The sequence below is a fragment of the Pseudobacter ginsenosidimutans genome (assembly GCF_007970185.1).
GTDB lineage: Bacteria > Bacteroidota > Bacteroidia > Chitinophagales > Chitinophagaceae > Pseudobacter > Pseudobacter ginsenosidimutans.
Genome location: NZ_CP042431.1, coordinates 7,144,532 through 7,166,705, shown reverse-complemented (window position 1 = coordinate 7,166,705; position 22,174 = coordinate 7,144,532). Strand labels below are relative to the sequence as shown.

Here is a 22,174-nt window from a genome sequence, read left to right as displayed (position 1 = left end):
CTTAGATTTTTTTCCTGCTTGTAATGCCACCCTTTTTACTGTCTACCGTAATCGAATAAGTGTTATTTCCTTGTACTATCCATCGCACAGTTACTGTACCTGTTCCCGGAATATTTGCTACTTCAATTACTGCGGGATCATTTTTCTGTTCTTTCGTGATATTCAGATCGCGGTTCTCCACCAGCATGCCGGCCAGTACTTTGGCGCCGTTAATGCTGATCTTATCGGGTTGCTCAATTTTGTATTTCAGGTCCTGGCTTGCATGCGTAGGGATCACGCGCTGGTTGCTGATGATGGCTGTCACTTCTTTCAATCCATCTCCCAGCTCTTTTTCCATGATGGAGTCGATACTGAGCTTCGGTGTCTGATAGCAATGAAATACGCTGAAGCTCATATTACGATGTGCATCTGCTTCCAGCAGGAAGCCCGGGTGCATTCGTCCGAAATTCTTCTTGAAACCGCCGATCTCGATCTTTCCATATTGGGGATGATCGAAGGGTTTCCATTCCACGAATGCATCTTTGAACAGGAGATAACGGTCGAATGTATACGAAGGATCGGCGGCAGGTGGTTCATCATCGTTCCCCTTGTTGAACATCAGGTAACCTGTCCAGAGTTCGTTGGAGAAAGTGTAGATGCCACGGCCGCCATAGAACCAGTCGAGTTCTCCGCCGTATACGGAATACATATCTTTATACACCACCAGGTAGCGGTATCCGGGCATCAGGCTTTCGCCTTTTTTAGCGAGGTAATCGTAAATGGCAATATCAGCCTGGTTGTAGGTGCTGATATCTTCGATGGCGCCGGGGCCGCGAAGGATCATACCGCCTGCATTGTGGTAAGATTGTGCCGCTGCGATATTCGGATGCTTCATCACAAACTCCATCACGGCGCGGTTCTCGGGCAATGAGAATGGATATTTGTAGGCGCCTCCCTGAATGGTATTGGGCTGCCAGTTCCAGCCCCAGTCGCGGTTGGGATCATATTGATGGGTAGGCGCATCTTCGTTCACCAGTCCGTCACCATCATTGTCGATGCCTTCTGCGCCGAGTACATCGTATTCACCTTTTTCTTCAGGTCCTGCCTGCACCATTTTTCGTGGATCTACGGGGTCCTGCTTCCAGCGGCCATTGGGATTTCGTCTGCGCATCATCGTGATGCTGCCGTCCCCATCGAGATCATCGTAAGGGTCTTCATCTATGGATCCGTCGCGGTCATTGTCGATGGGGATCAGTCCTGATCGCGGCGAGTGCGCCGTATTGGGCTCATGGAAGAAATAATCCCTTGCGTCGGGGTTGATGGTGGGAACGATGTAAAATGTTTTGTCTTCCAGCAGTTCCCTGATAAAGGTATTATCTGCAAAGGATTCCAGCAGGTACCAGGCGGTGTACATGGCAAACTCGCTGCCCTGTACTTCGTTGGAATGGATATTCCCATCGATATACATTGCAGGCTTACGGTGAGGGTCACCCTTTTTAAGATTTGAGATCGTGAGGCACCAGAGTTCTTTGCCCTTGAAGGATTTACCAAGCGATTCCAGTTTGCAGAGATCAGGATATGCTGTCGCCAGCTTTTTGCAGATCTCCGTGATGGCTGCATAATCGTTGTAACGGTTCCAGCTGATCGGTACTTTGGGATTTACCGGTGTGCCAACAGCTTTGAATACCTGGTTGGGTTGCTGTGCCTGTGTGCTGATACCGAGGATCAATGCGGCAGGCAGTAGAATTTTTTTTATGTTGAATGACATAATGCTGAATTTGTTGATGAACGTTACAGGTTTACAGAAGCGCTGGCATTGCCGGTGGTTGGGCAAGCAGCTTCAATGGATAGTTTACCTGTTCCTTTGATCAGCCAGCTGAGTTGCTGGCTGCTATTGGCTTCCAGCGATCCCAGCAACTGGCTTTTCCGGCCACTGATCACCTGTTGGTTGCCGGTAGTGCTTACCTTGACCAGTATGCGCTTTGTGAAATAATTCCGCTCTCCGATTTTGGTATGGGAGGCCAGCAAACCTTTGTTGGTGATCTCAAGGGTAACGCGGGTGAGACCTGCCGATACTTTCTCAGTTTTGATGTTAAGGATCTCAAGCGATGGCTGGTAGCCTGCCAGCTTAACCAGGAAATTCGTATGTTGCTGCACGATAGCAGGCACCATTTTATACGGAGGATTGATCAGCACAAACGGGTCTATGCCGCCCACTTCCACTTTCTGACCAGGGAAATCCGGGTGGGATATGGGTTTCCAATCGGTGAATGTATTACTGATCCCTTGTTGCGAAGCCCAGCGCAGATAGCTGGCAGTGGGATCTTCAACAGTGAATGCTTTTTCTTTTTTTGTTGTGTCTGGTTTTGTTTTGGGGACGGCCCAGCCGGGTGTACTGAAACTGTAGCGGGCATAATGATAATAAGCCCAGGAGAGAAGATCCCCGCCGGCGGCATTGGTTCTGGGCGCGTCTTTGAATGTTACTGTTTTATTGTAGAGATCTGATACAGCGGCATTGGCTCTCACATCGGCTTCCAGCCAGCCATTCACGAGTTTCTGCGATGCTGCTGCTGCATTGTAGGAGAGGGGTGTGCTCAGGTTGTTATTGCTGCTGAAGCTCGCTACTGCAAACACGTTGAAGAGTTCATAGAGTTTGTCCAGCAGGGCTCTTGTTTCCGGTTCAGACACGGCAAATTCGCCGGAGCCGGGAATGAAGGGCGGATAATTATGTGTAAGGTTTTTGTTGAAGTGTACCCCGCCTTCCCCGTCTTCATTGAAGCGATCATCTTTATCATTGTCGATGCCTTCGGAATAGAGAAGGTATTGTCCTTTTTCACCTTTTGCAGGATCAGCTTTGATCAGTACACGGGGATCGTCAGGATGGAGTTTGTATTGACCGATGGGGGATTCCACGCGCATGAAAGTGATCTTTCCATTATTGTCGAGATCATCAAAATCATCTTCATTGAGTTTGCCATCGCGGTCGTCATCTGTTTTACCGGCATTTGCCTGACGTTCATATTTAAGTTTTGCGAAATATTGCTCCGATGCGTCCGGGCTCATATTCGGAAAAACGTAAAATGTAGTGCGGTTGAGCAATTGGCGGATGGAATCGGATTGACTTGCTGCCAGAAGGTTTTCCGCAAATCCCAGCGCCAGTTCCGCGCCGAGCAGATGTTGACCTTCCACTCCTCCAACAATGGCAATGGCGGGTTTTGCATCGGCCGGCTGTGTGCCGATGGTGATCATCCAGATATCTTTTCCGCCTGCAGTTTTGGTGAGCGATTGAACGCTTACCAGTGAAGGATAGCCGGAGGCAAGTGCCTGGATACGCCGGGATTGTTGTTGATGATTGCTGTAATCGGCCGGGGACTGCGCTGCCAGTAATATGGGCAGGCTGCACAGCGCAAGGGCTGTCAGGGCTTTTCTCATGCAGATTTATTTGGAAATAAATATAGCAGTTAAAGCTCCAAAAGTCAAATGGAAATGATAGAAGGTAATCAGCGTTTCTGAGCTGAAAGGGCTAAGAGTTCCTTGTGGAGAGCGAGTACCTGCGGTAGTACGGGTTGCTGCTCATCATTCACTATAACGAAGTTGCACAACCGCATTTTGATATTCTCGTCTATTTGTTTGCTCATGCGGGCAATTACAGCTTCGCGTGTGATATTGTCGCGCTGCATGGCGCGGTGGATGCGGAGGCTGGCAGGCGCATACACGCCGATGATATAATCCAGGGATGCTGCTGATCCGGATTCGAAGAAGAGGGCGGCCTCCTTGATGGCGTAGGGCGTGGTTTGGGCCTGCATCCATTTTTCTCCGTCGCGAATGGTGGCGGGATGTACCAGTGAGTTGAGCTGTTCCAGTTTTTCCTGATTGTTGAAAACGAGGGAGGAGAGAACGCTTCGGTTAAGCACACCGTTAGTATAGGTTTCCGGGCCGAATGTATCGATGATGGCCTGGCGGAGCTCGGGGTCTGTATTCATGATGCGCTTGGCGGCATCGTCTGCATAATAAACAGGAATGCCGAGCACTTCAAAGATGCGGGCAACAGTACTTTTGCCTGAGCCGATACCGCCGGTAATGCCAACGCTGATCATGGCAGCTAAGATACGGAAGCCACTTAATAATAAATCCTGCAAACAACTATTTGCAGGATTTTACGGTACGCTCGAGCTCTTCAATTCTTTTGTTCTGCTCCAGGATATACAGGGTAAGTTCTTCGATCTTTTTCAGGAGGATGGCCTGGTTATCACCCAAATCGATCCCGGTCCTGGAAACTTCCTGTGCAGCAGGAACTCCGGGAAGGTGCTGGTTCTTATGAATGAATTGCTGCAGTTCATTCAGGGGCATGAGCTGGTAAGTTGGATGGAAAACATAATCAGGCCAGCTGCTTTGATCTACCCTCACTTTCCTTGTTCTGATATTACCTTCTACATACAGTTTATAGTCTGTACCGATATTGGTGGTACCAATTCCTATGCTTCCATTTTTGCTGATGCGCATTCTTTCTAAATTATTGCTTATAAACGGAAGATCATAGTTGCTGGTAGTACCAATAGTTTGTTCTGCCGGTACCGGCGAACCTCCGAAGCCCCAGGAATTGCCGGGGCCGCTGGCTGAAGGAGTTTGCCAGGTGGCGTTACCTGATGCATCGCTGGTGAGCACTTTGCCGAGTCCGGCGCCTGTTGATATAGAAAGCGAACCTACTTTGGTATTGCCGGTAATGATGGTTGTGCCGGTAACATGGAGGTTTGCTGTAGGGTTAGTCAGATTCACCCCTACGTTCCCCTTGAAATAAGCATCGCCCGTTTCCGATATCTGAGCTACAAGTGTATTGTCTGTATTTCTCCAATATAAGTTCCTGTATAAAGTATTTGGCGCAAATTTGGTGACCACGCCCGACTCAATGCTTCGTCTATCCGGTACATATTCAAATTCAATCAGACTGGCAGGGCCGGTGGTCCTGGCATTGATGGTGACTTCCATTTTTTTCATGCCTGTCCAGGCATTGGTAACAGTTCCCTGCCATATGGCAGAAATGGATGAACTTGAAATATTGATCCAGTCGGAAATATCGAACCAAGTATCATCGGTCCTCTGAACGCGCCCGGAAACTGAAAGCGGGATGCTGGTGTAATAAAAATGCAGATATACCTTGCCGCCCGGATATGTAATATTGCTTGATCCTTTAGTGCCGAACTCAATGGTTATTTTCCCTGTTTGGCCAGCTTCAAGGATGAAAGGTTGTGGAGTATCATAGTGACCATTGAAAAGTCCGGCGAGTGTAGCCGTCACCGGAGCATCCAGCGTAACTGCGTAGCGACTTGTTGCAACGTACAGTAGGTTGTCTATGTACTGATGGCGGAGGTTAGGTTGTCCGTGAATTCCGTTTGAAGTTACATAACTGTTATAAGGGATGTACGACTGAGAAATAACAGAAATGGATATACTAAACAAAAATGCCAGGGTAAGGCTAAGTGATCTAAACATAAATAAGGAGTTATAGATGAGGGGCTGGTTGGATCAAAACTAGAAAAAAAATCCCGGTTGAAATTTCAACCGGGATTTTTTTAGAATGATTTTTTTATTTCTAAGCAAAACTACTTAGCGGGAGTAGCTGCCTTATTGATATTATTGGTCCACTCCATGGAGATGGCGCTCTTTTCGATCTTGATATAGCTGCCGGGGCTGGTTTCCAGTTGGATGGTGCCATCTTCGTTCATTTTGTTAACCACACCGTGGATACCAGCGATGGTAACGATCTTGTCACCTTTTTGCAGGTTCTCCTGGAATTGTTTTGCCAGCTTGGCTTTTTTGGCTTGCGGACGGATCATGAACAACCAGAATACCAGGATCATTCCACCCAGTAAAACCATGTTCATCCAACCTGCGCCGCCGCCTTGTGCCTGTAAGAAAATCACTAACTGTGTCATTGTATTGAATTTGAGAATTTGTGTTTGTAATGAGGTTTGTTATTTTTTCGTGGGAACTACTTCAACGTTGAAAGATACTTCATGGGTCTGAGAACCGTTGGTATTGGCATCCACGGAGATGCTCTTGTGGTTCACGCCGGCTCTGCCCTTGCTGTCGAATGTGGCTTTGATCTCGCCTTCTGCACCGGGAGCGATGGGCTCTGCCGGAGGATTGGCTACCGTGCATCCGCAACCGGGATGAACGCCGCGGATCACCAGTGGTTTCTTGCCTGTGTTCTTGAAACGGAACACTACTTCCACCATTTGTCCTTCATTGATCTTGCCCAGATCTACATTGGGATTGATCCACTGGATATCTGTCAGTTCTTTCGAATTGATCAGCTCCGGTTGTTTGTAGGTCTGCTCGCTGTTGCCGCAGGCTGTTGCCAGTGCTGCTACTATAATGAGTGAGAATGCTATTTTCATCAGGCCAGCCATTTTTGCAAATCTAATGAATGATGGGTTTGATCAGCTTTGTTTGTTATTAGGATTCGGTGAAAATGCCACTTTGCGCATTTTATTGTCGCGCACCAGGTCCTTATGAATATTGTCCAGTATTCCATTTACGAACTGGCCGCTTTGCGGAGTGCTGTATTCTTTGGCCAGATCGATGTATTCATTGATGGTCACCTTGGGGGGAATGGTTTCAAAGAAAAGGAATTCGCAAACGCCCATGCGCATCAGCAGCATATCCAGTACCGCGATCCTGTCTGCATCCCAGTTCTTCAGTTTGGGACGGATATATTCCATGGTGAGCTCTTTCTTCTCTACAGTGGTCTCCAGCAGGCTTTTGGCGAAGTACCATTTTTCATTTCCCAGGAGTTCCTGGAAATTGAAATTGGCAGGCTTTGACAGGAAGGTCATGAGCAGCTGGCTGAGCATGTCTCCATCATCGTCCCAGTTGCTGAAATATTCTTCCACATAGCTGTCGAAACGTTCGTTGCTCAGCATCAGTTGTGTAAAGATGAATTCCAGGATCTCTTTTTCCTGTTTTTTATCCCTGCCCTGAACAGCGATATATTCTTTGTATTCGGGCTTCTCCACTAATTCCAGGTAGATCTTCTTTACCATATCCTGATCAGTGATGGAAGACGGTTTTGCTTCTTTCTTCGCTTGCAGCCAGGAAGGTGATTCCAGTATTTTCCAGAGTACTTCATTGCCTGCGAGCTTGGTATTCACACTGAGGTCCTGGGCTGAGGGAAGGTGTTTGGCGGCGCGGTTGCGTGCATCGGTTTCTGCGTAGCGGGCCAATTCTGTAAGAAAATGAACCATGAACACAAACAGTTGCTGCGACTGATCGAATTGTTTCTGTAAGATCTTCACCTGTTCTGCGGTGGTCAATTTCTTATCTTCGCCTGACTCTGCGAACTGGGTTTCCACAGCATACAAGGTCTGCATTACTTTCACACGAATATTTCTTCTGCTGATCATTTTCTAAGAACTGTTTTAGAGCGGGCAAAGCTAAATCATTTAGGTCTACCCCCCAAAATTAGGATTGGGGTGCAATATCGGGCCCGTCTGAAAATTTGACATTGGGAATGAATGAGATAGGTCCGATAATTGGGCATTTTTTGTCAGGAGGCCTGCTCAATCCGGAAAAAATGACTTTCCGGCAGGAGTTCGGGCCGATTGGTATGAAATTCGTTTACCTTTGCCAACCTCAGTCTTTTACAGGCTGAATTCAATCTTAAATTTTAAAAACCTATAAAAATGGCTAAGAAGTTAAATGTTACCCCACTGCACGACAGGGTAATTGTGAAACCTGCTAAAGCGGAAGAGAAAACTGCCGGAGGTATCATCATTCCTGATACTGCCAAGGAGAAACCCCAGCGCGGAACCATCGTAGCTGCCGGCCCCGGCAAAAAAGATGAGCCCGTTACCGTTAAAGTTGGGGACACTGTACTGTATGGCAAGTATGCCGGTACTGAGATCCAGATCGAAGGTGAAGACCTCCTGATCATGAGAGAAAGCGACATCTTAGCAATCGTATAATTAAGGACGTTCGTTCCTTCTAATTCAAAAATTTTCAAATTAACAGTATATGGCAAAGCAACTGTTCTTCGACATCGAAGCACGTAATAAAATGAAGAAAGGGGTAGATACCCTGGCCAATGCAGTGAAAGTGACACTGGGTCCCAAAGGCCGTAATGTGGTTATCGAGAAAAAATTCGGTGCACCTGCCGTTACTAAAGACGGTGTTAGTGTTGCCAAAGAAATCGAACTGGAAGATCCCATCGAAAATATGGGCGCTCAAATGGTAAAAGAAGTAGCTTCCAAAACTGCTGACATTGCAGGTGATGGTACTACCACTGCTACCGTTCTGGCACAAGCGATCATCAGCGAAGGTCTGAAGAACGTAGCCGCCGGCGCTAACCCAATGGACCTGAAACGCGGTATCGACAAAGCTGTTATCAAAGTTATCGATAACCTCCGCGCCCAGTCTCAAACCGTAGGTACAGACAGCAAGAAGATCCAGCAAGTGGCTTCTATCTCTGCCAACAACGACGACACCATCGGCAAACTCATCGCTGAAGCTTTCGGTAAAGTAGGCAAAGAAGGCGTTATCACTGTTGAAGAAGCAAAGAACACTGAAACTACCGTTGACGTAGTAGAAGGTATGCAATTCGACCGTGGCTATATCTCTCCTTATTTCGTTACCAACAGCGAAAAGATGGAAGCTGAGCTGCAAAGCCCTTACATCCTGATCTACGACAAGAAGATCAGCGCTATGAAAGATATCCTCCACATCCTGGAGAAAGTTGCTCAAAGCGGCCGTCCCCTCGTGATCATCGCAGAAGACCTCGAAGGTGAAGCACTCGCCACACTCGTAGTGAACAAACTCCGCGGTACCCTGAAAGTGGCTGCTGTTAAAGCTCCTGGCTTTGGCGACCGTCGTAAGGAAATGCTGCAGGACATTGCGATCCTCACCAAAGGTATCGTGATCTCTGAAGAGCAAGGATACAAACTGGAGAATGCTGACCTGAGCTACCTCGGACAGGCTGCCAGCATCACTATCGACAAAGACAACACTGTTGTTGTTGGTGGCAAAGGCAAAAAAGATGATATCAATGCCCGCGTTAACCAGATCAAAGCACAGATCGAAGTAACTACTTCCGATTACGATAAAGAGAAATTACAGGAGCGCCTCGCTAAACTGAGCGGTGGTGTTGCAGTTCTCTATGTTGGTGCTGCTACAGAAGTTGAAATGAAAGAAAAGAAAGACCGCGTAGACGACGCCCTGCACGCAACACGCGCTGCTGTTGAAGAAGGTATCGTTCCCGGTGGTGGTGTAGCTTATATCCGTGCTATCGAAGCGCTGGAAAAAGCTAAAGGCGCCAACGAAGACGAGACCACTGGTATCCAGATCGTGAAGAGAGCGCTCGAAGAGCCTATCCGTCAGATCGTGGCCAACAGCGGTATCGAAGGAAGCATCGTGGTTCAGAAAGTGAAAGAAGGTACAAAGGATTACGGTTTCAACGCCCGCACCGAGGTTTATGAGAACCTGTTCAAAGCTGGTGTTATCGATCCTACCAAAGTAACCCGTATCGCTCTCGAGAACGCTTCTTCTATTGCCGGTATGGTACTCACTACTGAGTGCGTGATTGCCGACAAGCCTAAGAAAGAAGAGGCTCATGCTCATCCTGGTGCTCCAGGCATGGGTGGAATGGATTATTAATCTCATTCGATCTAATAGAAAAGAGGCGCATCATTCCGATGCGCCTTTTTCGTTTATGCATGCTCTCTTTTTTCAACCCTTAGTTGTTTTCACAAAAAATATTATATTGTGTTCAGCCGAACCTTATCCTGTTACTCGTTTCATTGATCATATTTATTCATCACTGATTGGTTAATGCTCTACATAACGAACAGGAACTACTGGATCGCCTGGCTTCAGGTGACCCCGATGCATTTACCATCATCTTCAATCATTACTGGCCCCGGATCTTTTCCTCCATGCTGGTGATCAGTAAATCTCCCTCCATAGCAGAAGATATAGCACAGGAGATCTTTGCACGACTGTGGAAAGACAGGGAGAAAGCCACAGCCATCAGGGACCTCTCCGCTTATTTATTCATTGCGGCCCGCAATAAAGTCTTGAACAGTTTGTCGAGAATGGACGTGGAAACGGCTTACAGGAATTATATACTCCACAAAGAATCCGGCAAAACAGACCAGGTGACTTACCAGGAGCTGGACAAGTTGGTGCAGGAAGGAGTACAGCAGTTATCGCCGCAACAGCAACGGGCCTTTCGCCTCAGCAGGCTGGACGGGCTCACACATGAACAGATCGCTGCTGAAATGCAGATCAGTCGCGCCACCGTGAAAGAGCATATCGTGAAAGCGCTGGCAACCTTACGTCAGCATCTGAAGGCCCATGGCTATTCTTCCATGTATGTGATCCTGTTCGGGATCATTTTCGGATAATTTTTTTTCAGGCATACCCCCCTCATTTCAAAGTTGCCTGTCTTCATACTATAGGCCCTAACAAATCATACCGGTCAATGACACCAGAAGCCATACAGCAATTATTGGATCGATATATCTCGGAAGAGCTGAGCAGAGAGGAATTCCTTGCTTTATGGCAAACCCTTTCTCAACAGGAATACCTTGCGCAATGGGAACAGCAGATGGATGATTTGCTCAGCGACGGCGGATATGAAGAACTGGCTTCGCCATTGCAACAACAACTGGTGCTTGAATCCATCCTGCATCATAACAAAGAGCAGGCGCCTGTTGTACCAATGAAGAGAAGAAAGATATCGTGGGCAGCAGCTTCTGTACTGCTGCTGCTTTCAGGAGGCGCATACTTTTGGTACATCTCCGGAGATAATGTAAAACAACCGGTAAGACAGGCAATAGTGCCGCATGATATTCCTCCCGGCAAGGATGGCGCCATCCTCACATTGTCTGATGGCGCAAGAGTAGTGCTGGACGATCGCACCAACGGAGTGATCGCAACTGAGAACGGATCGGAAGTGATTTTGAATAATAACGCCATCGCCTATACGCCGCGAGCTTCCGCAACGCCTGAGGTCGTTTACAATACTTTGAGCACACCCAGGGGAAGACAATTCCATGTACAACTACCAGACGGAACGCATGTATGGTTGAATGCTGCTTCCTCCATCCGCTATCCCGCCGCTTTCACAGGTAAGGATAGAAAAGTGACTGTGACCGGTGAAGTATTTATAGACGTGGCTAAGAATCCTCAGCAACCATTCCTGGTGGATGTTGACGGAAAGATGGAAGTTCAGGTGCTGGGAACCAGTTTTAACGTGAATGCCTATGCGGACGGACCATCCATCAATACAACGCTTATCGATGGTGCTGTGAAAGTACTGAAAGACGGAGCGGCAGGCAGCCCCATATTGCTCAGCCCGGGTCAGCAGGCAAAGCTGAAAGCACAGGAACTTCAACTGATACAGTTGCCTGACCTGAAAATGGTGATGGCCTGGAAAGATGGCTATTTCATATTCGATCATACACCATTGGACGAGATACTACGCCAGTTTGCAAGATGGTATGATATAGAAGTGGTTTACGAAAATGGGATACCGGATTTCGCACTCAGTGGTGGTATCAGGCGCGACTTCACTTTGACGGAAGCATTGATCACACTCGAAAAAATAGGACTTCGCTACAGGATCGTGGATAAGAAACTGACGGTTTTAAAATAGGCTTCAAACATACAGGATGCATTTCTTGCCGGAAGGCAACAGGCATTGGCTTGCCTGAACCGGACCATCATTAACCAATAACTGTAACCAAAACAACAGGAAAACTGCTAACTATGCTACCAATCCCACCGGGGCGGCGGTTCCATGCACCAACAAAACTGCCGTTCATTCCAAAACATCAGCGTAAGCGCATATTGCTCAGCGTATGGTTGCTTGCAATGGTCTTTCTTCCGCCTGCAACATTGCATGCTCAATCGCCACCAGCAAATTCTTTCATCACAATGGCGAATAGTAAAACCAGCCTGCTCATCATCTTCAACGAGATCAAGAAACAGACGAATTATGATGTGATCTATAATGCCAATGAAGTGGATGTGAATGTGAAAGTATCGGTGAATGCAAAGAAGGAACCGCTGGAATCCTTTCTCAGACAGGTATTGGGGAAATTGTCGCTGCACCATACCATTGTTCGTAACCTGATCATCGTTCAACCAAAAGTTATTGGGATGAATGTAGAGATTGAAGTAAAGAAGGAGAACACATTGAAAGGGTTTGTGCAGGATGAACGGGGATCGCCATTGTATGGTGTAAGTATAGTACTGAAACGTTCCGGCAAAGGCACACAATCTGATGCATCAGGACTTTTCATGCTGAAGGATTTCACTCCGGGTGATAGTGTTGAATTTTCGATTGTAGGTTACCAGCTGCGCGTACTTCCTGCCGAAGCCGTTATGAATGTTGCACTGAAAATGGCCGTGAATGAACTGGATGAGGCCATCGTTCAGGCCTATGGCACTACCAGCAGACGTTTGAGTACAGGCACCATCGTTAAGGTCAGTGGCGATGAGATCCGGAAACAACCCGTGCAAAATCCTCTGATGGCCCTGATGGGTAAAGTACCCGGACTTACCATAACACCCTGGACCAATTATGCACATGCTCCGATAGGTGTGGAGATCAGGGGAAGGAATTCTTTGAACCCTCAGTTCCCCGGAGATCCACTGTACGTGATCGATGGAAGGCCGATCAATTATCTGCAAACCGGCAATGCATTCACGCAGCGCGCAGGCGTTTCATCCGGAGCAGTGCAGGGAGGCTTTTCACTCACAGGCGGACAAAGCCCCTTGTTTGGGATGAACATGAACGATATAGAAAGTATTGAAGTATTGATGGACGCGGATGCAACAGCTATCTATGGTTCCAGAGGCGCCAATGGAGTGATCATTATCACCACCAGGAAACCGAAACCCGGAAAAACAGCCGTTACATTGTCTCTCAACCGCGCTGTTACAGATATACCGGCATATCCTAAACTGATCAGTCCATCCACTTATTACCAGCTCAGGCGTGAAGCTTTCGCCAATGATGGACAGGAACCCACGCCTTCATCTGCTCCTGATCTCATGTTCTGGGATACTACGCGGAATACGGATTTCAGGAAGATCTTTTACAATAAAGGCGCTGTTACCACACTGGGATTCGGAATTTCCGGAGGTGATGAACGCGCTGTGTTTGGTTTGTCTACGCAATTCACCGATACCAAAGGCATGAACAGCTGGAGTGGCAAGAACCAGGCCTTCAGCATCAACCTGAGATCTGAGCTTAAGAGCAATGATAAGAAGATGACGATCTCCGGCGATGTTTCTTACGTTTATACATATACGAATGCCCTGTTCATGGGAGCCATACCATTCAATATAGCGCCCAGCTCTCCGGATGTGCTGGACAGTAAAGGAAATCCCAACTTTGAGGGCTGGCGGGGACCAGATGGCAATGAAGAATATCCTTTTACGCGATTGTTCATGCCAAATGAAACTAAATCCAATACGATCAGCAGCAACCTTACTTTCAATTACAAGTTCCTGAGGAACCTTGAGTACAAAGCAAGTATTGGCTACAATTTCAACTATAACGACAACGATAATTTTACACCCATCAGGGCGCAGGATCCAATCATGAAGCAATTGGGCTCCACAATTTTTGGAACTACAAAAAGCAATTCCATAACCATAGGATCAGGCATCGATTACAACGCCCGTATCAGCAGGGGGAACCTTTCTGTGGGGCTGGGTTTTGAATACAATGCCACCATGACCAATGCCATTACCATTCTGGCTGCTGGCTATACCAATGATAACCTGCTTCGCAGTCTCATGAATGCTTCTTTTTACCAGACATTGGATGCTTTTGCTCAACAGCGTATGCTGGGTTTCCGAACCAGAGTGACCTACAACTGGGAAAACAAATACATATTATCGCTTACTGGTAATCGTGATGGATCTTCACAGTTCGGTACACAAAACCAGTTTGGAAGTTTCGGCTCCTTCGGGCTTGCCTGGAATGTAAATGAAGAAAAATGGGCGAAGCAGTTACTGCCTGAATGGTTCAGCTTTTTCAAGCTCTCCGCCAACTATGGAGTGATCGGCAATAATAATGTGGGCGATTACCAGTATTTATCACAATGGGGTGGATTCGACCTCAATTCTATAGGTACAAGGTATCCCGACTATAACGGAATGGTGCCATTTGTTCCGGTGATTCCGGTAAATCAGAAATATCAATGGGAGAGAACAAGGCAGTTCAACGGATCTTTTGATTTCGGCTTCTTCAGAAATAAACTGAATATCCGCGCTACTGTATACAGGAAGCTGACAGATAACCAGATCATGAATATACCTACGCCTGAATATACCGGTTTCCCTTATGTGAAAGGAAATTCTCCAGCCACCATGTTGAACGAAGGAATTGAACTTGCGATCAATGGGACCATCCTGTCGCGGGGAACCTTCACCTGGACTGCCAGCATCAATGGATCCAGGAACAGGAACCTGATCAAGTCATTCCCCAATCTAAAAGAGTCGCCCTGGGCAAATACATACGTTATAGGACAATCGCTGAGTACATACTATTTCCTGCATTACACAGGTGTGGATCCACTTACCGGGATTCCAACGTTTGAAGATCATTCAAAAGATGGTGTGATCTATTCAGGATCATTGGCGCCGGGCGCTCCGGGAAATGACAGGTATATAAAGATCGTGATGGACCCCTTTGTAAGCGGTGGCATCAGTTCTAATCTTTCTTACAAAGGATTCTCATTATCCTTAACGGGATCATATGCTTACCAGTGGATGCGGGATCCTTTCTCAATGCTGCGTCCAGGTACAAGAAGTGTGAGATTCGTTCCGGATGATGTGCTGAAAAACACCTGGAGAAAACCGGGGGATCTTGCAAAATATCCAAAGCTCAGTAATACCGGTGCTGATATGGGTTCTCTGAATCAGTCAGATTTTGGGTATTCGAAAACCTTTTATCTCCGCCTCAACAATGTAGCGCTTTCCTATAGCCTGGCGCCGGGTATTTTGAGAAAGCTCAGGTTTTCCTCCTGTACAATCAATCTTAACAGTTCCAACTTCTTTGTATTTACAAAGTACAAGGGAGTGGATCCGGTCACAGGGATAGATACTCCGATCCAGCGTGTGATCAATACCGGTATTAACCTCACTTTTTAATGCACTGAAAAATGAACCCACTTCAAAATATATTCAAAGTATCGATGCTGCTGACAGGTTTAGTGCTGTTTGCCGGTTGTGAAAAGCTCATAACTGTTCCGCCTCCACGAAATACGATCACAACTTCACAGGTTTTCGGGAATGATGTTCAGGCTGAGGGTGCAGTTGCAGGAATGTATACGCTGATGATCAATAGCGGATCTGTGGCAACAGAACGGAACCTTGCAAAAGAGCTCTGGTCTGCCGGCATGATAACACTGATGACAGGAATGTCTGCCGGTGAGTTCGTCAATCCGGACGGGACCGATAACGCTGCTTATTACGCACTCACTACCAACAGGCTTACACTTATTACAGGAGCCGTCACCAATAATATCTGGACTACTATATACAAATCCATTTATCTGGCTAACGGCATCATTGAAGGCATTGCAGACTCGGAGTCGGGCGCATTTTCTGCTGAAGCAAGAAAGCAGTTCTCCGCCGAAGCAAAACTGGTAAGAGCACTGGCCTATTTCTATCTCATCAATATCTATGGTGATGTACCTCTGGCGCTCACTGTTGATCACAACCAAACGAAGCGCATGAGGAAAACGCCGGTGCAGGATATTTACCGTCAGATCATCCAGGACCTGAAAGATGCCAGGGAAGGATTGAAAACAGATTTCTCACAGGCTGCTGGAGAAAGGGTAAGACCCAATAAATTTGCCGCCTCTGCTTTGCTGGCCAGAGTTTATCTCTATACCGGCGATTATCCGAATGCTGCTGCAATGGCCACTGAAGTGATCAATGAAACCGGATCGTTTGGCCTAGAGACCGATCTTACCAAAACATTCATTGCTACCAGCAGGGAAGCGATCTGGCAACTGAAGTCCAATGTTACGAATGGTCTGATGTATGCTACACCTGAAGGGTATCTGCTCAATTCTTCCCAACATACACTTACTCCGCAATTCAATTTGATGCCACACCTGCTGGATGCTTTCGAGCCAGGCGACAAACGCCGGGCCTGGATAGACAGCACCGATAATTCTTCTGATAATCGTCCACCAGTAAAATCTTACTATCCCTTAAAATATAGGATCGGTCAGTTCAACAATACGGTAAGCTCTCCCAGGGAATATTATGTTCTGCTCAGGCTGGCGGAAATGTATCTCATCAGGAGTGAGGCCAGAGCCAACGGCGCGGAAGGAGGACCAGCCGCAGGTGTAGCCGATATCAATGTGATCAGGCATCGTGCAGGACTGGATGATCTTCCGGAAGAGATGGGAAAAGAGGATCTGCTGCTGGCCATCGAAAAGGAAAGACAGGTGGAACTGTTTGCAGAATGGGGACACAGATGGTTTGATCTGAAACGGACCAACCGGGCTACTACCGTGCTTTCTTCCATCTCCATGAAACAACCCTGGCAGGGAGATTACCAGTTACTGTACCCGATACCCGAAAAAGAGATCGAATACAATAATAACCTGCTGCAGAATCCGGGCTATCTATTCTAATCATCTTTAATGCTGTTCAATATGGCGCAGAATAAAATGAAATACTCTAATCATATATATTATTTGCTGTTCTTCTTTTTACTGGCATCCTGCAAAAAGAGCAACACATTCCCGGAAGGATCAACCTCACTGGTGATCGTGAATGCCATTCCGGGAAGTAAACCATTGAAAGCCGATTTCACCGATGGGAAGAATCCATTGTTCATTTACTCAAGGTCTATTTCCTACGGAGATGTGAGCACCAACAGCAACTTTTACCTGGGTTATAAAGGAGAGCAGCATTTAAAGCTCTATCAATATCCTGATACTACCGTTAAGGATCAACCGCTTTTTGATATGCGTTTCGAAATTCCTCCGGGCTCCATGCAAACATTATTCCTTACCGGTACAACTGCCGCTCCGGAGTCTGTAAGGCTGAATGAATCCTTTCCTGAGATCCCCTGGAAAGACAGTGCCATGGCGGTGCGTTTCATTCACCTGTCGCCAGGCAGTGAAGCGGTTACCGTGAATTTGCAGGGGAGTAGTGAGAAGATCGTAAGTGGTCTGGCGTACAGGCAGGTTACAGATTTCAGGAAATATGTTGTGCTGGCAACAACAGCAGATTATGTTTTTGAGATCAGGGATGCCCTGAGTGGGAACCTGATCACATCATATACGTTCACGAAAACGGCGGGCAACCTCAGGTACCGTCGAAACTTTTACACCGTGGTGTTCGGAGGTCTGCCTGGAGAATCAGGGCAGCTGGCCCACCGGACATTCCGGCTGTCGCATCTTACCGGGTTCTGATCAAGCCGGGTAAGAGGCCATGTAACTTTTTCATTTACCATCCATTCAACTTTTATGAGTAGCATTCTGAAAATCGAAAAGCTATCGCATCGCTATGCGACCAACTGGGCGGTCCGTGACATTAATCTGGAGATCCAACAGAACGGAGTGATCGGATTGCTTGGTTCCAACGGGGCGGGCAAATCCACTATCATGAATATCGTTTGCGGCGTGCTCAACCAAACGGAAGGCCAGGTGACCATCAATGGCGCGGATACACGAAAAGAATCTGAGCTGGCCAAACAACATATTGGATTTCTTCCGCAAAACCCGCCATTGTATACAGACCTTACCGTGAATGAATACCTCACTTACACAGCCGAGCTGCGTATGATCGAGGGCGGTAAGATCAAAGCCGCGGTAGAAGAAGCGAAAGAAAAAACAGGTATCGCGCATTTCAGCTCACGCCTCATCAAAAACCTGTCTGGCGGCTATCGTCAGCGTGTAGGCATTGCACAGGCCATCATCCACAAACCCAAACTGGTTGTAATGGATGAGCCAACCAATGGCCTCGATCCCAACCAGCTCATCGAAGCGAGAAAACTGATCAGGGAGATCTCACAGGAAAGGACCGTGCTCTTATCTTCCCATATCCTTTCAGAGATCCACCTGCTTTGCAGAGAGGTGATCATGATCGAATCCGGCAGGATCATCTTCTCCGATACCATGGACGCATTCAACAATTATCTGCAACCTCACAGCCTGCTGGTGAAATTCGGCAACCCGCCATCAATAACAGACCTGATGCAGGTGAAAGGGATCACCAAAGCTGAATTCCTTACAGACAAACAGGCGCGCATTTTCTTCGATGGCGATGAAGAGATCGCCGAAAGAGTGATTGCCGCCGGCGTTTCGCAGGAATGGCGCATCCGCGAGATCAATCCTGAAAAAGGTTTGCTCGACGATATCTTCAAACAATTATCCTCTCAATCCCTGCAATAAAGTATAGCCATGAAACGAAGCATAATAAATCTCCGAAACACGGGGATTTATTTGCGGAGTTCCATGCGGCCAAATAATCAATTAAAAATTAACGGATGAAAATGATATTCAAAATTGCGCGCACCGAACTACGCAATCTGTTCTACTCGCCTGTTGCCTGGTTCCTTACCGTGGTGTTCCTGATCTTTTGCGGGTATTTCTATACCACGCCGGTGCATACCATCGCCCTGTTCCAGGACACGGCCGTGAAGAATATGCCGAAGTTCACAGATTTCGGTATGACGCTCACCAACTCGATCTTCCTCAACCCGGATGGGATCTTCGTGAACGTTCTGAAAAATCTCTTTCTCTTTGTTCCCTTGCTGACAATGGGATTGATCAGCCGCGAGATCAATAACGGCACAGTGAACCTCCTGTACTCTTCTCCGGTAAGCATGCGGCAGATCGTACTGGGAAAATTCCTGGCCATCATGGCATACAATTTTCTCCTCTTGCTGATCATTGCTATGTTCTCCATCATGGGAGCATTCAACATCGTTGCGGTGGATTACGGGCTGCTGCTTTCGGCCATGCTGGGTTTCTTTCTGCTCATGTGTGCCTATGCAGCCATCGGTATGTTCATGAGCAGCCTGAGCACTTACCAGATCGTTTCAGCTATCGCCACTTTTGTGCTCTTCTTTATACTGGGCCGTATCGGAACACTCTGGCAGCAATTTGATTTTGTAAGGGACCTTACCTATTTCCTCGCTATCAATGGAAGAACAGATAAGATGATGGCCGGGTTGATCACTACAAAGGACCTTATCTATTTTATCCTGATCGCTTCCATGTTCGTATCCTTCACGATATTGAAACTGAAAGGCGCGCGCGAGTCCGTTCCCTGGTATAAAAAATCTGTCCGATACCTCACTGTGATTGTGGTGGTGCTGGTAACAGGTTATCTTACTTCAAGGCCGGGTTATATCGGTTACCTGGATGCCACAGAAACCAAGAGCAATACCGTTACCAAAAAAACACAGGAGCTGTTGAAAGCGATGGGTGATGAACCCATTGAAGTGACCCTCTATACCAACCTGCTGGGTGCGAACGGCCCTCATGGAATGCCCGAGGCAAGGAACCAGTACATCTCGAAAGTATGGGAACCCTATATCAGGTTCAATCCGAATATCCAGCTGAAATATGTGATGTATTATGATGCCGTGGATGGCGATAGCGGTCTTTATAAAATGATGCCGGGAAAGAATATTCATGAGATCGCCAAAGAGTACACGAAGTTCCAGCAGGTGAAACTGAACTGGTTCATGCCGCCACAGGATATACGCAAGATCATCAACCTGAATGATGAGAACATGCAATTGGTGATGCAGGTGAAATACAAAGGGAAATCGATGTTCCTCCGCACCTATACCGATCCTAAAGTATGGCCGGATGAAGAGCACTACTGTGCTGTTTTCAGGCGATTGCTGGAAACGGAAATACCGAAATTATATGCTGCAACCGGAAGCCTTGAACGCGATATCTACAAAAAGGGTGAACGTGAATATGATTTCTTCGCTACCAGGAAATCTAACCGCTTCTCGTTGATCAATCATGGCTTCGAGCTGGATACAGTGAATATCCAGGAGCGGGAAGTACCGGCAGATGCCACGGAATTGCTGGTTGCCGATCCGAAAGTGATCTGGAATGAAAAAGCAGTGGCGCATTTCAAAAATTACCTTGACCGCGGCGGGAACATGATGATTGTTGGAGAGCCGGGAAAACAACATGTGATCAATCCTATGCTTCAATATGCAGGCGCCAGCCTGTTGCCCGGCACTGTTGTGGAAGTAACCAAAGATGAAATGCCGCATATGGTAATGCCATATGTCAATCATGATTTTGGATCACTTGTCAAATCCGCGGAACTTGAAAAGCCTCTTTTAAAGAACCTGAAAGATGGCGATACATCCAGGTTTCTCCATGCAGGAACAGCCCCGGTTGGGTATGCTGACAGCGCTTTCAAAATAAAACATCTCGAGGTGACCCGTGGCAGGAATGCCTGGGTGAAAACAGGTGTGCTGGTTACAGATTCTGCTGCACCGGTATTCACTGCACTTGAAGGCGATTATAAAAGGGATTCCTTCGATATCACCCTGGCTTTGTCCCGTCAGCTTGGCAACAAAGAGCAACGCATTGTGGTCAGCGGTGATGCCGACTTTCTAAGTACACTGAGAGGAGGATCGCTTTCCTTTTCAATGCTATACTGGTCCTGGCTGCACTATGAGAAATATCCTATAAAACTGGTGAGGCCAAAGCCCAAAGACGTATTGCTGACCATCAGTCCGGAAACGGCTGATGTACAAAAAAGCATCTTTATCTGGATCCTGCCCGCTGCCGTAATGGTGCTTGGCACAGTTCTATTGATCAGACGTAAACGAAAATAAAAATGAAGTACCTATTGACAGACGAGCAAACGATCGGTGACCTGCGGATCTTCGGTCAGCGTGATAGCAGCGGTATGTACGATCTCTACAACAGCACGCATACCCGCGGTGCGGAAACGGTGCTGAAAGAGATGTTCACAAAGCCGCTGGCGGACCAGGGAGAGATCAACAGGAGAAGTAGTATCATCGAACATTTTGCTGGCATGGGCCTGTCATTTCCCTTCGAAGCTGCTTTGTTCGATATGGCAGAGAAATACCTGACAGCCGCGGATGAACAGAAAAAGCAGGGAACTCAGCATGCTGTGCTGAGTGAAAAGGAGATTGCCAATGGCGTAATGGCGGTGATCGAACTGATACAGCGTATCAGGGAATTCGTGGATCGAAAAGAGGTAACCGGGATATCTGCGCTTACGCCGGAACGTGAGTCAATCATCTTATTGCTGCAGGATACTGCTTTCGAGCCCGTAATGAGAGAACAGGGAAAGGGGAAGATTGCCTATGCCGCTGTTACTGCTTATGATCTGCTCTTCCGTCACAGGGAGCGCAGCAAGGTGGAAAAACTGCTGGGGCATATCTATTTTCTGGATGTGTATATGTCTGTAGCCAAAGTAGCGAAAGAAAGGAAATTCGTTTTTCCCAAAGCGATGGAAAAAGGGAAATGCCATTTACGCATTGAGGGCGTTTACCATCCCGAATTGTCCAACCCTGTCAGCAATGATTTCGCTATGCATCCGGAGCGGAACCTGCTCTTCCTTACCGGCGCCAATATGGCCGGTAAATCCACTTTCCTGCGAGCTGTGAGCACTGCGGTGTATGTGGCGCATATGGGCTTTCCTGTTGCTGCAAAGCTGATGGAGTTCTCTGTATTTGATGGCATTTATACCACTATCAACCTGCCGGATAATCTAGGTATCGGTGCAAGCCATTTCTATGCTGAAGTATTGCGGGTAAAGAAAGTGGCAACAGAACTGAATGCAGGGAAATCGCTCTTCATCATCTTCGATGAAATGTTCCGCGGCACCAATGTGAAAGATGCGCATGAAGCTACCGTGGAGATCTCCATTGCCTTTGCTGCAAAGAAGAACAGTTTGTTCATCATCTCTTCCCATATTGTGGAAGCGGGAGAACGGCTGCAGCAGGTGCCTTCTATCGGTTTCCAGTACCTGCCTACACGCATGAACGGACATATGCCTGAATACACCTATACACTGGAGAATGGGATCACGGCTGATCGTCATGGCATGATCATTATCCGTAATGAAGGTATACTGGAGATATTGCAGCATGGCCGCAAACGCGCAGTCCGCAGAACTATCGGGTCATACGCTGATTAAATATAAAAAT

The 22,174-nt window shown here is 47.3% G+C and carries 17 protein-coding genes; 10 read left to right on the top strand and 7 right to left on the bottom strand.

Annotated elements, in window-relative coordinates; genetic code table 11:
• Position 1: 1 nt before the first annotated feature.
• From FSB84_RS27920 to nusB, 7 genes are all read right to left on the bottom strand, one after another.
• Complete coding sequence (locus tag FSB84_RS27920; RefSeq protein WP_130544258.1) at positions 2-1,747, bottom strand: M14 family metallopeptidase; 1,746 nt, start codon at positions 1,745-1,747, stop codon at positions 2-4.
• Positions 1,748-1,770: 23 nt separating this feature from the next.
• Complete coding sequence (locus FSB84_RS27915) at positions 1,771-3,411, bottom strand: M14 family metallopeptidase (RefSeq protein WP_130544257.1); 1,641 nt, start codon at positions 3,409-3,411, stop codon at positions 1,771-1,773.
• Between the two features lie 68 nt (positions 3,412-3,479).
• On the bottom strand, positions 3,480-4,118 hold the full coding sequence (coaE, locus tag FSB84_RS27910) for a dephospho-CoA kinase (protein ID WP_225979908.1): 639 nt from the start codon (positions 4,116-4,118) through the stop codon (positions 3,480-3,482).
• A 4-nt stretch (positions 4,119-4,122) separates the two neighbouring features.
• Positions 4,123-5,469 (bottom strand): hypothetical protein, encoded by a 1,347-nt coding sequence (locus FSB84_RS27905; RefSeq protein ID WP_130544256.1) that lies wholly within the window; start codon positions 5,467-5,469, stop codon positions 4,123-4,125.
• A 110-nt stretch (positions 5,470-5,579) separates the two neighbouring features.
• The gene (gene yajC / locus FSB84_RS27900) at positions 5,580-5,912 is read right to left on the bottom strand and encodes a preprotein translocase subunit YajC (RefSeq protein WP_130544255.1); all 333 of its coding nucleotides are present in this window, start codon (positions 5,910-5,912) and stop codon (positions 5,580-5,582) included.
• Positions 5,913-5,951: 39 nt separating this feature from the next.
• Positions 5,952-6,377, bottom strand: coding sequence for a DUF1573 domain-containing protein (locus tag FSB84_RS27895; protein ID WP_158644163.1), 426 nt, complete (start codon positions 6,375-6,377; stop codon positions 5,952-5,954).
• 42 nt (positions 6,378-6,419) lie between these two features.
• Entirely contained in the window at positions 6,420-7,382 is a 963-nt protein-coding gene (gene nusB / locus FSB84_RS27890; protein ID WP_130544253.1) for a transcription antitermination factor NusB, read from the bottom strand.
• A 279-nt stretch (positions 7,383-7,661) separates the two neighbouring features.
• Here nusB and FSB84_RS27885 point away from each other — a divergent pair, with 279 nt between their 5' ends.
• The 10 genes from FSB84_RS27885 (at position 7,662) to FSB84_RS27840 (ending at position 22,164) form a co-directional block, all read left to right on the top strand.
• Entirely contained in the window at positions 7,662-7,943 is a 282-nt protein-coding gene (locus FSB84_RS27885) for a co-chaperone GroES (protein WP_127132239.1), read from the top strand.
• Positions 7,944-7,992: 49 nt separating this feature from the next.
• Complete coding sequence (groL, locus tag FSB84_RS27880; protein WP_130544252.1) at positions 7,993-9,627, top strand: chaperonin GroEL; 1,635 nt, start codon at positions 7,993-7,995, stop codon at positions 9,625-9,627.
• Between the two features lie 167 nt (positions 9,628-9,794).
• A complete protein-coding gene (locus FSB84_RS27875) occupies positions 9,795-10,376 on the top strand; it encodes an RNA polymerase sigma factor (protein ID WP_130544251.1) in 582 nt (193 codons plus the stop codon).
• Between the two features lie 77 nt (positions 10,377-10,453).
• Positions 10,454-11,629, top strand: a complete 1,176-nt coding sequence (locus tag FSB84_RS27870) for a FecR family protein (protein WP_130544250.1) — start codon at positions 10,454-10,456, stop codon at positions 11,627-11,629.
• A gap of 281 nt (positions 11,630-11,910) precedes the next feature.
• Positions 11,911-15,141: a SusC/RagA family TonB-linked outer membrane protein gene (locus FSB84_RS27865; RefSeq protein ID WP_158644162.1), complete on the top strand. Its 3,231-nt coding sequence runs from the start codon at positions 11,911-11,913 to the stop codon at positions 15,139-15,141.
• 11 nt (positions 15,142-15,152) lie between these two features.
• Complete coding sequence (locus FSB84_RS27860) at positions 15,153-16,640, top strand: RagB/SusD family nutrient uptake outer membrane protein (protein ID WP_130544248.1); 1,488 nt, start codon at positions 15,153-15,155, stop codon at positions 16,638-16,640.
• A gap of 36 nt (positions 16,641-16,676) precedes the next feature.
• Positions 16,677-17,426, top strand: a complete 750-nt coding sequence (locus tag FSB84_RS27855; protein ID WP_130544247.1) for a DUF4397 domain-containing protein — start codon at positions 16,677-16,679, stop codon at positions 17,424-17,426.
• A 54-nt stretch (positions 17,427-17,480) separates the two neighbouring features.
• Entirely contained in the window at positions 17,481-18,407 is a 927-nt protein-coding gene (locus FSB84_RS27850; RefSeq protein WP_130544246.1) for an ABC transporter ATP-binding protein, read from the top strand.
• A gap of 95 nt (positions 18,408-18,502) precedes the next feature.
• On the top strand, positions 18,503-20,830 hold the full coding sequence (locus FSB84_RS27845; RefSeq protein ID WP_130544245.1) for an ABC transporter permease subunit: 2,328 nt from the start codon (positions 18,503-18,505) through the stop codon (positions 20,828-20,830).
• Positions 20,831-20,832: 2 nt separating this feature from the next.
• The gene (locus FSB84_RS27840; RefSeq protein WP_130544244.1) at positions 20,833-22,164 is read left to right on the top strand and encodes a MutS-related protein; all 1,332 of its coding nucleotides are present in this window, start codon (positions 20,833-20,835) and stop codon (positions 22,162-22,164) included.
• The last annotated feature ends 10 nt before the right edge of the window (positions 22,165-22,174 follow it).

Excerpts from the sequence above, each read along its gene's own strand:
- FSB84_RS27920 (WP_130544258.1), bottom strand. The coding sequence starts at position 1,747 with ATGTCATTCAACATAAAAAAAATTCTACTGCCTGCCGCATTGATCCTC.
- FSB84_RS27915 (WP_130544257.1), bottom strand. The coding sequence starts at position 3,411 with ATGAGAAAAGCCCTGACAGCCCTTGCGCTGTGCAGCCTGCCCATATTA.
- FSB84_RS27905 (WP_130544256.1), bottom strand. The coding sequence starts at position 5,469 with ATGTTTAGATCACTTAGCCTTACCCTGGCATTTTTGTTTAGTATATCC.
- yajC (WP_130544255.1), bottom strand. The coding sequence starts at position 5,912 with ATGACACAGTTAGTGATTTTCTTACAGGCACAAGGCGGCGGCGCAGGT.
- FSB84_RS27895 (WP_158644163.1), bottom strand. The coding sequence starts at position 6,377 with ATGAAAATAGCATTCTCACTCATTATAGTAGCAGCACTGGCAACAGCC.
- nusB (WP_130544253.1), bottom strand. The coding sequence starts at position 7,382 with ATGATCAGCAGAAGAAATATTCGTGTGAAAGTAATGCAGACCTTGTAT.
- FSB84_RS27885 (WP_127132239.1), top strand. The coding sequence starts at position 7,662 with ATGGCTAAGAAGTTAAATGTTACCCCACTGCACGACAGGGTAATTGTG.
- groL (WP_130544252.1), top strand. The coding sequence starts at position 7,993 with ATGGCAAAGCAACTGTTCTTCGACATCGAAGCACGTAATAAAATGAAG.
- FSB84_RS27870 (WP_130544250.1), top strand. The coding sequence starts at position 10,454 with ATGACACCAGAAGCCATACAGCAATTATTGGATCGATATATCTCGGAA.
- FSB84_RS27865 (WP_158644162.1), top strand. The coding sequence starts at position 11,911 with ATGGCGAATAGTAAAACCAGCCTGCTCATCATCTTCAACGAGATCAAG.
- FSB84_RS27860 (WP_130544248.1), top strand. The coding sequence starts at position 15,153 with ATGAACCCACTTCAAAATATATTCAAAGTATCGATGCTGCTGACAGGT.
- FSB84_RS27855 (WP_130544247.1), top strand. The coding sequence starts at position 16,677 with ATGAAATACTCTAATCATATATATTATTTGCTGTTCTTCTTTTTACTG.
- FSB84_RS27850 (WP_130544246.1), top strand. The coding sequence starts at position 17,481 with ATGAGTAGCATTCTGAAAATCGAAAAGCTATCGCATCGCTATGCGACC.
- FSB84_RS27845 (WP_130544245.1), top strand. The coding sequence starts at position 18,503 with ATGAAAATGATATTCAAAATTGCGCGCACCGAACTACGCAATCTGTTC.
- FSB84_RS27840 (WP_130544244.1), top strand. The coding sequence starts at position 20,833 with ATGAAGTACCTATTGACAGACGAGCAAACGATCGGTGACCTGCGGATC.